The sequence below is a fragment of the Bacillus timonensis genome (assembly GCF_000285535.1).
In the GTDB taxonomy this organism is placed as follows: Bacteria; Bacillota; Bacilli; order Bacillales; family Bacillaceae_L; genus Ferdinandcohnia; species Ferdinandcohnia timonensis.
Genome location: NZ_HE610989.1, coordinates 139162 through 152349, shown reverse-complemented (window position 1 = coordinate 152349; position 13188 = coordinate 139162). Strand labels below are relative to the sequence as shown.

The following is a 13188-nucleotide window of genomic DNA, read 5'->3' as shown; positions in this document are numbered from 1 at the left end:
GACGAAGAAGTGGGAGATTTGCAAATGAAACTGAAAATAGGGATTACTTGTTACCCATCAGTTGGGGGTTCAGGTGTCGTGGCAACAGAGTTAGGGAAATTACTTGCAGAAAAAGGACATGAAATTCATTTTATTTCTTCAAGTCTTCCGTTTCGTCTGAACAAAATTTATTCAAATATTTTTTTTCATGAGGTGGAAGTAAATCAATATTCGGTTTTTAAATATCCACCTTATGACCTCGCATTGGCTAGTAAAATGGCAGAGGTTACGAAAAGAGAGAAGCTCGATCTTCTTCATGTTCATTACGCGATTCCACATGCTGTTTGTGCATACTTAGCAAAGCAAATGGTGGATGGGGATGTAAAAATTATTACCACCCTGCATGGTACAGATATTACAGTTCTTGGATATGATCCCTCTTTAACAGAATTGATTCGGTTTGGAATAGAACAATCTGATGCCGTTACTGCTGTTTCGAAATCACTGGTAGACCAAACCTATGAATTAATTGAACCGAAGAAAGAGATTAAAACCATATATAATTTTGTGGACGAGAAAATCTATTACAAACGAGATGTTGATGATTTACGGAATCAATATGGGATTGAAAAAGATGAAAAAGTTATTATCCACGTTTCTAATTTTCGGAAGGTGAAACGCGTCCCAGATGTCGTTCGTGCATTTAATCTCATTCAAAAAGAAGTAAAAGCCAAGCTATTATTGGTTGGGGATGGACCGGAAGTTACGACTGCCTGCAAATTAATTGATAAATTTGGACTTAATGATAAAGTACTCCTTTTAGGTAAACAAGAAAACCTTCCAGAACTGTATTCAATTAGTGACTTAAAGCTTTTATTATCTGAAAAAGAAAGCTTCGGACTTGTTCTTATTGAAGCTATGGCATGTGGAGTTCCAACAATAGGTACAAAGGTTGGTGGTATTCCGGAGGTCATTAACGAAGGTGCGGATGGATACATTTGTGAGCTTGGTGATATTCAAGACATTGCAAACAAGGCTATTACACTTTTATCTGATTCTAATTTACATAAAAAAATGTCAAGGCAGGCAATCAGCTCTGTTCAACAGAAATTTAATTCTGAGAGAATTGTTAATGAATATGAGGATTTATATTATTCGATCCTCTCGAAATAAACGTTGTTAGGGGCTTACAGAGATGGACGGACCTTTTGGAAAAGCAAAAGCAATTCTTACAACATTACATAATCATGGATATGAGGCTTATTTTGTGGGGGGGTCTGTTCGAGATTATTTACTAAATCGCCCCATTGGTGATATTGACATCGCAACCTCTGCACTTCCTGAGCAAATCATGAACATATTTCCGAAAACGATTGATGTAGGGGTGATTCATGGTACAGTGGTTGTTTTACATAAAGATGAACAATTTGAAGTGACAACCTTTCGAACCGAAGAGGGGTATGAGGATTATCGCAGGCCTTCACATGTTGAGTTTGTAAAATCTCTTCACGAAGATTTAAAAAGAAGAGATTTTACAATGAATGCAATTGCTATGACGATTGACGGTGACATTATTGATCCCTTTGGTGGAAAGAAAGCGATTGAAGAGAAACGAATCCAAACAGTTGGAGACCCGAATGAACGTTTTCATGAAGATGCCCTAAGAATGATGAGAGCGGTTCGTTTTGTAAGTCAATTGCCCTTTTTGTTATGTCAGGAGACGCAATCTGCTATCACAAATAATGCACCTTTATTAAAAAAGATATCAGTTGAACGGATTACGATTGAGTTTGAAAAATTACTTTCGGGTCCAAATTGTCATGTCGCATTTCCGATTTTAGCAGAGACAAATTTACTTCAATACATGCCTGGTCTAGAAAATGAGAAGAAAAATGTAAAGTGCTTCTCAGCTTATAAATGGAATGAATTAAAAGATCGAGCAGAATATTGGACACTTGTTAGTTATTTGTTGAAAAAAGACGATTTAAAGACTTTTTTAAGACAATGGAAGTTACCAAATAAAATAATTGAACAGGTTGTAAAAAACATAGGGTGTCTTGAAAATGTTCTTAATAATGGCTGGAATAAGCAGCTTTTGTATGATTGTGGTGAGAGTTGTATCAAACATGTTGAGAAAATTTTAGGCGTGCTGGGGATTAAACAAGAGATATCTCTCTATGAGGAGTATTGCAAATTACCTATTAAACACCGTTCAGACCTGAAGATAACAGGAGCAGATCTTTTACAATGGTACAAACAATCGCCTGGAAAATGGGTATCTCAACTATTAGAAAAAGTCGAAAATAGTATTCTTGAAAATAAGGTTGAAAATAACAAGGAAAAAATAAAGGAGTGGCTCCTATCGTGCAATCAGAAATAAGAAAAAAATTGTTAGAGGTCTTCTCCAACGCGAATGGTGAATTTATTTCTGGTCAAAAATTAAGTGAGCAACTCGGATGTTCACGTACTGCCGTATGGAAGCATATTGAAGATTTACGAAATGAAGGGTATGAATTAGAGGCGGTTAGAAAACTTGGTTATCGAATTATGAAAAAGCCAGATAAAATTAGCGGTAATGAAATTCAACTCGGCCTTGAAACAGAGTTCCTTGGCAGAAATATTCATTTTGAAGAATCAGTAACTTCTACCCAACAAATAGCCCATCGTCTTGCCTATGATGGCGCCCCTGAAGGTACACTTATTGTGGCCGAAGAACAGACAACGGGCCGTGGAAGATTGGATAGGGCCTGGTATTCACCAAAACATACTGGAATTTGGATGAGTATGATTTTAAGACCTGAAATCCCGCCATCACAAGCTCCACAATTAACACTTTTGGCGGCCGTAGGTGTAGTTCAGGCAATTCAGGAAGTGACAGGACTAGAGCCAGATATTAAATGGCCGAATGATATATTAATTCATCAAAAAAACTAGTTGGTATATTAACGGAGCTTCAGGCTGAAACTGATCGGATTAATTCAGTTATTATCGGAATTGGTATTAATGTGAATCAGGAATTGAGCCATTTTCCTGAAAGCTTACATTCAATTGCGAGCTCACTTGCAATTGAAAAAGGAGAAAAAGTTGACCGTGCGAAACTGATTCAAGTCATATTACTAAAAATTGAAAAGTTGTATAAGGAATACTTACAACATGGTTTCAAGGTAGTGAAGTTATTATGGGAAAGCTATGCTACAAGCATTGGGAAGCATATAGTTGCCAGAACACTTACTGGGTCAATTGAAGGAAAGGCGCTTGGTATCAATGAGGAAGGCGTATTGTTAATTGAGGATGCCGATGGGATGATTCATCATATTTATTCTGCAGATATTGAGTTTCCTGAAAATAAAATGTAGAAATGATATTGAATATTATATATAATTCAAAGTAATGGGTGGTATCCTTTATGGAACTACACCAAGTTTTTCGTTTTTTGTTAGTAATTCAAAATTATATTCTGCCTTGATCCAATGGACTGGGACAGAGGGATGAAATTTACCGAACTCACTTATGCTATCCTTCTTTCTCTTTTTTGAAAGAAGGATTTTTTACTTTTATCATATAAAACACCACGAATCGGTCTTTCATCTCCTCTTTTAGGAACTCTGGGGTAACCTGAGCAAGGCGATTTTAAAAGCCAGAAGGAGGAAAAATGATGAAACAAAAAACAGAATTTTTAAAAATGAAACAAAAAAAAGAGCCGATTGTCATGCTGACCGCTTACGATTACCCGTCTGCAAAGTTAGCGCAAGCAGCAGGGGTTGATATGATCCTTGTCGGTGATTCATTAGGAATGGTTGTGTTAGGCTATGACTCTACTATTCCAGTCACAGTTGATGATATGATTCATCATACGAAAGCTGTAAAGCGTGGTGCAAAGGAAACTTTTATTGTAACCGATATGCCATTTATGTCTTATCACGTCTCACGTGCAGACGCATTAAAAAATGCTGCTCGAATTATTCAAGAATCGGGTGCACATGCTGTGAAAGTTGAAGGTGCAAAAGATGTTATTTATACGATTTCATCTTTAACTGAAGCGGGAATACCTGTTGTTGGCCATTTAGGGTTAACGCCTCAAGCTGTGGGAGTCTTAGGTGGATATAAGGTTCAAGGAAAGGATGCAGAAAGTGCTAGACAGCTAATTGAGGATGCGAAAAAAGTAGAAGAAGCAGGTGCCCTCGCTTTAGTATTGGAATGTGTGCCGAAACAATTAGGGGAAGAAGTGACAAAGAGCATTTCAATCCCGACAATTGGAATCGGTGCAGGAAACCATACCGATGGTCAGGTTCTTGTATTCCATGATGTGGTTTCTTATGGAGTTGATCGTGTTCCTAAATTTGTTAAACAATATGCTTCGGTTAATGAACCAATTTTACAAGGACTCTCAAATTATGTGGCAGAGGTAAAAGGACATTCATTTCCGGAAGAAAAACATATGTACACAATGAAGGAAGAAGAGCTTACAAGTCTTTATGGGGGAAAATAAACATGAAAGTCATTACGTCAATCAAGGAAATGCAGCAATATATCATGACTGTAAAACAATCTGGAAAAACAGTTGGATTTGTACCGACAATGGGGTATCTTCATGAGGGACATTTAACACTAATGAACCAGGCAAAAAATGAAAATGATTTGTTAGCCGTAAGTATTTTCGTAAATCCGCTTCAATTTGGCCCAAATGAAGACTTTGATTCTTATCCTCGTGATTTTGAAAGAGACAGCCAGCTTGCAGAAAAAAATGGTGTGGATGTTTTGTTTCACCCAAGTACAGAAGAGATGTACCCGACAAAAATGTCGCTGGCTGCTAAGGTTCATTCGAGAATAGATGTATTGTGTGGTAGACAGAGGAATGGACATTTTGATGGTGTTGCTACCGTTCTTATTAAATTATTTAACATCGTACAGCCAGACCGGGCGTACTTTGGGTTGAAGGATGCACAACAAGTAGCAGTTGTCGATGGATTGATTACTGACTTTAATTTCCCTATTACACTTGTACCGGTGGAAATTGTCCGTGAAGAGGATGGGCTTGCGAAAAGCTCGCGGAATGTCAATTTAACAGACCAAGAGCGTATAGAAGCTTATAGATTGTTTGAAAGCTTGCAAATGGCGAAACAAGCAATCCTAGATGGAGAACGGGATCCAAAAGTTATCGAAGAATTAATCCAAAATCATATATTGGAACATACATCAGGTGATATTGATTATGTAGAAATCTATCGTTATCCCGAGCTTGATGAATTGACGGAGTTAACTGGAAAAATCATAATTGCTATTGCTGTTAAGTTTACAAACGTTAGACTTATTGATAATATTACTTTTGATGTATAGATAATTTTGGAAGAACCTTTTATTCGAAATCTCAATGATTCAAGGGGGAGCATCATGTTTCGTACAATGATGAACGCTAAAATCCACAGAGCACGGGTTACAGAAGCTAACTTAAACTATGTAGGTAGTATTACAATAGATGAAGATATATTAGACGCAGTTGGCATGATTGCTAATGAAAAAGTTCAAATTGTAAATAATAACAATGGGGCTCGACTTGAAACGTATATTATCCCTGGTGAAAGAGGAAGCGGTGTGTTTTGCTTAAACGGTGCTGCTGCTCGCCTCGTGCAAGAGGGAGATGTAATTATTGTCATTTCATATGCGATTGTACCTGAGGAAAAACTTGCAGATCACAAACCTAAGGTAGCAATTATGAATGAAAATAACCAAATTAAAGAACTTATTCTAGAAGAACCAGCTGCAACTGTATTATAATTTTAATAAAACAACACGCCCCCAATTTGGGGGCGTTTGTGTTAGGAGGTGGCACCAAGTGAATAAACGCTTTGTCGTTGTAGACTTAGAAACAACAGGGAACTCTCCAAAAAAGGGTGATAAAATAATACAGTTTGCAGCAGTAGTCATTGAAGACGGGGAAATTATTGAAAGATTTGCGACCTTTGTCAATCCAAAACAAGACATTCCTATCTTTATCGAGCAATTCACAGGTATCTCAAATGAAGTCGTGGCGAATGCTCCTGATTTTTCGATTGTTGCTCCTGAAATTATTTCAATGTTTAAAAATTCTTATTTTGTTGCTCATAATGTACCTTTTGATTATTCGTTTTTGCAGGAAGAACTAGCCCAATGTGGGTTTGAAAATTTTCATTGTCTTACCATCGACACGGTTGAATTATCAAGAGTAATGCTACCATTGGCCGATAGCTATAAGTTGGGACAACTTGCTGAGACACTTTCGTTACCACACGAAAATCCCCATCAAGCTGATAGTGATGCTGAAGTAACCGCTGAACTTCTTTTGAAAATTTTACAAAAAATAGAGCATCTTCCGCTTGTAACGATTCAAAAGTTATATTCTCTTGCAAACTTTTTTAAGAGCGATATTCGTGAAATTTTGTGGGAGATTATAGACGATAAACAAAATTACGCACACAAAGAAACGAGATTTGATATATATCGTGGTCTTGCCTTACGTAAAAAAACAATCCCGAAAGAAAGTCTTACACAAAAGGGAAATACATATACGGAGGATTTCTTCTCTGCAATTCAACAATTTCCATTTCGTCAAGGTCAACTTGAAATGGTCCAGACGATCCAACATGCACTTGAAACAAATCAGCATGCCATTATTGAAGCGGGTACAGGGATTGGGAAGTCAATTGCGTATTTACTTCCGGCTATTTATATCTCAAAAACGAAGGGGCGCTGTATCATTAGTACCAATACCCTTCAACTACAGCAACAGCTTTTAGAAAAAGATATTGCAAAAGTACGGGAAATACTACCATTTGATTTCAATGTAGCTCTTTTAAAAGGTAGGGGGAATTATCTTTCCTTAAGGAAGTTTGAACAACTTTTATATGAAGAAACAGATAACTATGATGAGGTCCTAACGAAAGCACAAATACTCGTATGGTTAACAGAAACAGAAACAGGGGACATCGATGAGATTAACCTGCCTTCAGGTGGTAAACTCTTATGGGAGCGTGTGAAGAGTACATATGAAAAACCTGGATTTGAAGATTCTATTTGGGGGTCAAGATGTTTTTATCAACATGCAAAAGATGCTGCGGCGGATGCAGATATCCTAGTTACAAATCATGCTCTCCTTTTACAAGATTTACACAATCATTTTAAAATACTCCCGTCCTATGATTATTTAATTATTGATGAAGCACATCATTTTGAAGCTCTTGCTAAACGTCAGGTTGGTTTTCAGATTCATTATTTAATGATTCATTCTGTTCTCATGAGAATTGGTCTTCTCGAAACAAATGATTTACTTTCAAAGTCAGTTAAGGTAATGGAGCGGATTGGCTTTGAGACAAACACCTTCCTTGATGTAAATCAAATCATAAAGGAAATTAAAGCATCGGTTAATGACTTTTTCCGAATGATTCGCAACCATGTTTTACACAAACAATCAACTGAAGACCAAACAAATCGATTCCAATATTTATTTGATTTGTCAAAAGAGAAAGGGGAATATTGGCAGGAGGCAATCGAGCAACTTAATAAGCTAAGTATTTCAATTAAGCAGATAGTTAGCAAAGTTCAATACCAGAAGGACCTAGTTATTCAAAACAAATCTTTGCTTACGCCGATGCAACTAGGGGTATTTAATGATTATGTTTTAAGTATTGAATTGTTAGTGGAGAAATGTTCGATTATCGAAAGCTTATTTACATTAAACAAGCATGATAAACAAATGACATGGATTGAAGTTGATCCTAAAGGTCCTGTAAATGCTGCCGTAATCTCTATGGAGCCTGCCGATGTCTCTGATTATTTAGCAGATCAATTTTTTACTTATAAAAAGAGTGTGATTATGACTTCAGCCACATTAACGGTTGATGATTCTTTTACGTATATGATTGAAAAATTAGGTTTGCCCGATTTTCATCCAATTACATTATCAATCCCGTCTCCGTTTGATTTTGAGCTTCAAGCAGCAATGATGGTTCCAACTGATGTTCCGCTTATCAATTCTGTTTCACAAAATGAGTATGTTGAATCAATTGCGTCACATCTTGCTAAAATTGCGAATAAAACGAATGGCCGTATGCTTGTTTTATTTACCTCTTATGAGATGTTACAAAATACATATAGTAAGTTGAAGGATATGGTGGAACTTGAACAATTTGTGTTAATTGCTCAAAGTATTAGTGGTGGAAGTCGGGCAAAGTTAACGAAGAATTTTCAAGCGTTTGAAAAGGCGATTCTTCTTGGGACCAGTAGTTTTTGGGAGGGTGTAGATATTCCTGGACAAGATTTAACCGCACTTGTGATTGTTAGACTCCCTTTTGCGTCACCAAATGACCCAATTTTTGCGGTCCGGGCAAAAGAAATTGAAAAAAGAGGTGGAGACTCCTTTCAAGAGCTTTCTTTACCTGAAGCAATCATTCGTTTTAAACAGGGTGTTGGAAGGCTCATCCGTTCAGAAAAGGATAAAGGGGTTATCTTTATATTAGATCGGCGGATTGTAACAACGAATTACGGTCGAAAGTTTCTTTCCTCAATTCCTAAGATGAAATTTTTTCATAAACCCCTTAACCGTTTATTGGAAGAGGTTAAGGAATGGATATAGAGTTTTACATTCTTGGAGGCTAAAATTGTGAAACCATTTTTGTTGTTTTTATTGGTTTTTTTAACATTGTTTCTTTCAGGCTGGACAAGTGACGATGTCAGGACTAATATAGAGAAAATAAATGTTAAATTATCAGAGGATGAAATTGCCGTCACGTTTTTAGATTTGACAAATGGGGAATCAAGTTTGATTCATCTGCCCAAGGGTGAGTTTATTCTTGTAAATACAGGTGGTCAAGGGACGCAAAAGGAACTTAAGGCTTACCTTGATGTTTATGGGGTAAAAAAATTAAAGGGAATTATTATTACAAAACAAAATTCTTTATTTACTTCAAATATTGATTGGTTAATACAAGAATTCTCAGATGTACAACTTATTTATGGAGCACATAATAAACAGGAAGATGGTAATAAAAAAATCATTTATTGGCAGAAGGGAAAGGAATATCAATTAAGCCCGTTTCTCGCTGCGAAAGTTATTCACGAAAATCAAGACAAGCAAAAATCACTTGGGATGGATTTTTTACTTCGATTTGGTAATCATCAATTTCTCTTTATGGCAAGTGCTAATCCTGACTTAGAGTATCAAATGCTTGAAAATAAAGAGCTACCGATAACGAATATTTTAAAGGTAGCGGAATTTGGAAATGAAAATGGTTCTGGTGAAAAATTTGTAAACCACGTGAATCCGCAAATCGCGATTATATTTCATAAAAAAGGATTCCTTCCAAGCTCAGATGTATTAGAAAGACTCAATAATAGCTGGATTGACATCTATTACACGAGACAATTTGGTAGTGTCACCATTAAATGTACAAAAACTGATTATGAAGTTATTCCTATCCCATTAAAGAGCGATCAGCCAAAAGTTCAACAAGGTTAAAAAAAGACCTGTCAAAAGACAGGTTAGGCATGGGATTAGGAGTTATTTTTTAATCGAAAATATATTGTGAATGGTAATACACCTGTTATAATGATGTAAGGTAATGTAAGACAACTTCAACTGTAATGTTGTAGTACTACTATTGTTGCCGTAGGCGAGTTATCGTATAAGTAGTAAAATTTGTGATGAATGAAGGGAGAGCTCCTGCTTGGAAAGTAAGATAGAAGTTCAATCGTCTGTAAAAATTCAAAATACACCTGATTTATATAAAATTGTTGATTTATTAAATCGGACACTTAAGCATGATGATCTCATGTTTGGACTTGCACTTGATAGAGATGATCAAAATAATGCAGTTTTTACAATTTATCGTACGTAAAGTAGTTGATTAAAATGAAGAAATGGATAATTGGAATTCTCGTTTTATTCCTTGTTTTTGTGATTTGGAGAGGAATCAGCATTTATCATTCAGCCCTAGAGCCATTGAACACTGCTGAAGCAAAAGGAAATGAAATAGCTCTTGAGAAAACACCGATTGTAACAATTGATGAAAGCTATACATATTTTGGAACGAAAACTTATCAGGTCGTCATTGGGAAAAATGATGAAGATGACAAAATGATTGCTTGGATCCCTGAAAAAAAAGGTGGAAAAATAATCACTCGCTTTGAACGTGATGGTATTACAAAAAACGAAGCAATTACTATTTTAAAAAGCGAGCGTAATCCACAAGAAATTCGTTCTGTCAAACTTGGAATCGAAGATAATATCCCAATTTGGGAAATTATTTATATTGGTAGTGATAATCGATTGACCTACCATAAAATGTATTTTGAAACTGGCAAATATCGCAATTCAATCAAACCATAATATGTGAGGGGAAAACCATGAAATTAGCAAACAGAGTAGCGGCATTAACACCGTCTTCTACACTTGCCATTACAGCAAAAGCAAAAGAATTAAAAGCCGAAGGACATGATGTTATTGGCCTTGGAGCAGGTGAACCTGATTTTAATACACCTGATCATATAATTGAGGCTGCCATCAAGGCGATGAAAGAAGGACATACAAAATATACACCTTCCGCTGGATTACCTGCATTAAAACAAGCTATTTGTAAAAAGCTATTAAATGACCAACAATTAGCATATAAACCAAACGAAGTAATAGTTGGAACAGGAGCGAAATTTGTGTTATACGCACTATTCCAAGTGCTGTTAAATAAAGGCGATGAAGTGATTATTCCAACCCCTTATTGGGTAAGTTACCCTGAGCAAGTGAAGCTTGCAGAAGGAATCCCAGTATACGTAGATGGGAAAGAGGAAAATAACTTTAAAGTAACAGTTGAACAGCTAGAAGCAGCAATTACTGATAAAACAGTAGCATTAATTATAAATTCTCCGAGTAACCCTACTGGGATGCTGTATTCAAAAGAAGAATTACAAGCCATCGGTGAATTATGTGTAAAACATAATATTTGGATTGTATCTGATGAGATTTATGAAAAGCTTGTTTATTTTGGTGCTACACATGCTTCGATTGCACAAGTTAGTGAAGACGTGAAAGCAAAAACAATTATTATCAATGGACTATCTAAATCACACTCGATGACAGGTTGGAGAATTGGTTATGCCGCTGGACCTCAAGAAATCATTAAAAGTATGACAGATCTCTCAAGTCATAGTACATCAAATCCAACATCTGTTGCTCAATATGCTGCTATTGCAGCCTATGAAGGAACACAAGAACCTGTTGAAACAATGAGACAGGCATTCGAACAGCGCTTAGATGTAATTTATAATAAATTGGTTAGCATTCCTGGCATTTCTTGTATTAAGCCCCAAGGTGCATTCTACTTATTCCCGAATGCGGAAAAATGTGCAGAGTTAACAGGATACGAGAATGTCGACGATTTTGCTAAGGCGTTATTAGAGGAAGCACTTGTTGCAGTTGTCCCAGGCTCAGGCTTTGGTGCACCAAATAACATACGCCTATCCTATGCAACATCATTAGAGCAACTTGAAGAAGCGATTAAACGAATTCATAAATTTGTTGAGGACAAAATGTAAAAAAACAGGGACGGTACTGCTGGTTCTAGTAACCCAAGCCGTCCTTCTTCAATTTCTTGCTTCATTATGACAAGAAATGTATAATGAAGTAGGAATTTATACATAAGGTTTAACTTTATTCAGCAGACTCTATACATCTGTAAATGGTAGTATTTACAGTAATAGTAGACAGGGATTTAAACCCCAACTGAATCAAGTTAAAGCCTCCGGCGGATGCCGCGATTTTTCAATGGAAATTTTTCCAGTAGGATCGAAAAATCGGGCACAAATACGCCAAAGCGCATTTGATTGATTTTTGGAGGGACAATTGTGAAAACAACTATTGCAGAAGTTAATAAATACGTTGGGGAAGAGGTAACAATCGGTGCTTGGTTAGCGAATAAACGCTCAAGCGGGAAGATTGCCTTTCTACAACTTCGTGATGGGACAGGCTTTATCCAAGGTGTCGTTGTAAAGGCAGAAGTGGAAGAAGATGTTTTTAAGAAAGCAAAATCAATTACTCAAGAAACATCCTTATACGTAACTGGTGTAGTACGAGAAGATGAACGTTCACCGTTTGGATATGAACTCACTGTAACAAATATCGAGGTTATTCATGAGGCTGTCGATTATCCGATTACGCCGAAAGAGCATGGTACAGAGTTTTTAATGGACCATCGTCATTTATGGCTCCGTTCAAAAAGGCAGCATGCAGTTATGAAAATCCGTAATGAAATCATTCGTGCAACCTATGAATTTTTCAATGAACATGGATTTGTAAAAGTTGATCCACCAATTTTAACTGGAAGCGCTCCAGAAGGCACAACTGAACTTTTTGCTACAAAATACTTTGATGAAGATGCATATCTTTCACAAAGCGGACAATTATACATGGAAGCGGCAGCGATGGCTTTAGGAAAGGTATTCTCCTTTGGGCCAACATTCCGTGCGGAAAAATCAAAGACAAGACGTCATTTAATTGAGTTTTGGATGATTGAGCCGGAAATGGCGTTCACTGAGCATGAAGAAAGCTTAAAAGTACAAGAGGAATATGTTTCTCATATTGTGCAGTCTGTCTTGAAAAATTGTCAATTAGAATTAAAAACATTGGGTCGAGATGTATCTAAGCTTGAAAATATTAAAGCTCCATTCCCACGTATATCTTATGATGAGGCAATTGAGTTTTTACATGAAAAAGGGTTTACTGATATTCAGTGGGGTGATGATTTTGGGGCTCCACATGAAACTGCAATAGCTGAAAGCTATGATAAACCAGTATTTATTACTAACTATCCAAAGGGAATTAAGCCTTTCTATATGCAACCAGCCCCTGACCGTGATGATGTTGTATTATGTGCTGATTTAATTGCTCCAGAGGGTTATGGTGAAATCATTGGTGGTTCTGAGAGAATACATGATTTTGATCTTTTAAAACAACAGCTCGAAGTACACGGTTTAACTAGTGATGCATATAAGTGGTATTTGGAATTACGCAAATATGGCTCCGTTCCACATTCAGGCTTTGGATTAGGATTAGAAAGAACAGTTGCATGGATAAGTGGTGTAGAACATGTTCGTGAAACAATTCCGTTCCCACGCTTACTAAACCGACTATATCCATAACAAATTGAAAAAGGATCTTCCCAAAAGGGGGGGTCTTTTTTTACTATT

Annotated in this window: 11 protein-coding genes and 1 pseudogene; all 12 read left to right on the top strand. The window is 36.6% G+C overall.

Annotated elements, in window-relative coordinates:
* Positions 1 to 24 precede the first annotated feature (24 nt).
* The 12 genes and pseudogenes from bshA (at position 25) to asnS (ending at position 13140) form a co-directional block, all read left to right on the top strand.
* Positions 25 to 1152 carry an N-acetyl-alpha-D-glucosaminyl L-malate synthase BshA gene (bshA, locus tag BTHG_RS20950; RefSeq protein ID WP_010284143.1) on the top strand — a complete coding sequence of 376 codons (1128 nt, stop codon included), beginning with the start codon at positions 25 to 27 and terminating at the stop codon, positions 1150 to 1152.
* 22 nt (positions 1153 to 1174) lie between these two features.
* Positions 1175 to 2359: a CCA tRNA nucleotidyltransferase gene (locus BTHG_RS20945; protein ID WP_010284142.1), complete on the top strand. Its 1185-nt coding sequence runs from the start codon at positions 1175 to 1177 to the stop codon at positions 2357 to 2359.
* A pseudogene (locus tag BTHG_RS25550) lies at positions 2344 to 3335 on the top strand (biotin--[acetyl-CoA-carboxylase] ligase). The gene BTHG_RS20945 and the pseudogene BTHG_RS25550 overlap by 16 nt, the downstream one beginning before the upstream one ends.
* A 299-nt stretch (positions 3336 to 3634) precedes the next feature.
* On the top strand, positions 3635 to 4468 hold the full coding sequence (panB, locus tag BTHG_RS20935; RefSeq protein WP_010284141.1) for a 3-methyl-2-oxobutanoate hydroxymethyltransferase: 834 nt from the start codon (positions 3635 to 3637) through the stop codon (positions 4466 to 4468).
* Between the two features lie 2 nt (positions 4469 to 4470).
* Positions 4471 to 5316: a pantoate--beta-alanine ligase gene (gene panC / locus BTHG_RS20930; protein WP_010284139.1), complete on the top strand. Its 846-nt coding sequence runs from the start codon at positions 4471 to 4473 to the stop codon at positions 5314 to 5316.
* 54 nt (positions 5317 to 5370) lie between these two features.
* Positions 5371 to 5754 (top strand): aspartate 1-decarboxylase, encoded by a 384-nt coding sequence (gene panD / locus BTHG_RS20925; protein ID WP_010284138.1) that lies wholly within the window; start codon positions 5371 to 5373, stop codon positions 5752 to 5754.
* A 58-nt stretch (positions 5755 to 5812) separates the two neighbouring features.
* On the top strand, positions 5813 to 8587 hold the full coding sequence (dinG, locus tag BTHG_RS20920; RefSeq protein ID WP_010284131.1) for an ATP-dependent DNA helicase DinG: 2775 nt from the start codon (positions 5813 to 5815) through the stop codon (positions 8585 to 8587).
* Positions 8588 to 8614: 27 nt separating this feature from the next.
* Positions 8615 to 9469, top strand: a complete 855-nt coding sequence (locus BTHG_RS20915; protein WP_010284130.1) for a ComEC/Rec2 family competence protein — start codon at positions 8615 to 8617, stop codon at positions 9467 to 9469.
* Positions 9470 to 9677: 208 nt separating this feature from the next.
* Positions 9678 to 9848, top strand: a complete 171-nt coding sequence (locus BTHG_RS26420) for a YpmA family protein (protein ID WP_010284129.1) — start codon at positions 9678 to 9680, stop codon at positions 9846 to 9848.
* A 14-nt stretch (positions 9849 to 9862) separates the two neighbouring features.
* Positions 9863 to 10339 (top strand): cell wall elongation regulator TseB-like domain-containing protein, encoded by a 477-nt coding sequence (locus BTHG_RS20905; protein WP_010284128.1) that lies wholly within the window; start codon positions 9863 to 9865, stop codon positions 10337 to 10339.
* Between the two features lie 17 nt (positions 10340 to 10356).
* Complete coding sequence (locus BTHG_RS20900; RefSeq protein WP_010284127.1) at positions 10357 to 11538, top strand: pyridoxal phosphate-dependent aminotransferase; 1182 nt, start codon at positions 10357 to 10359, stop codon at positions 11536 to 11538.
* 309 nt (positions 11539 to 11847) lie between these two features.
* Positions 11848 to 13140 carry an asparagine--tRNA ligase gene (asnS, locus tag BTHG_RS20895; RefSeq protein WP_010284124.1) on the top strand — a complete coding sequence of 431 codons (1293 nt, stop codon included), beginning with the start codon at positions 11848 to 11850 and terminating at the stop codon, positions 13138 to 13140.
* Positions 13141 to 13188 lie beyond the last annotated feature (48 nt).

Coding starts and splice junctions, on each gene's coding strand:
- bshA (WP_010284143.1), top strand. CDS start 25: ATGAAACTGAAAATAGGGATTACTTGTTACCCATCAGTTGGGGGTTCA.
- BTHG_RS20945 (WP_010284142.1), top strand. CDS start 1,175: ATGGACGGACCTTTTGGAAAAGCAAAAGCAATTCTTACAACATTACAT.
- panB (WP_010284141.1), top strand. CDS start 3,635: ATGAAACAAAAAACAGAATTTTTAAAAATGAAACAAAAAAAAGAGCCG.
- panC (WP_010284139.1), top strand. CDS start 4,471: ATGAAAGTCATTACGTCAATCAAGGAAATGCAGCAATATATCATGACT.
- panD (WP_010284138.1), top strand. CDS start 5,371: ATGTTTCGTACAATGATGAACGCTAAAATCCACAGAGCACGGGTTACA.
- BTHG_RS20905 (WP_010284128.1), top strand. CDS start 9,863: ATGAAGAAATGGATAATTGGAATTCTCGTTTTATTCCTTGTTTTTGTG.
- BTHG_RS20900 (WP_010284127.1), top strand. CDS start 10,357: ATGAAATTAGCAAACAGAGTAGCGGCATTAACACCGTCTTCTACACTT.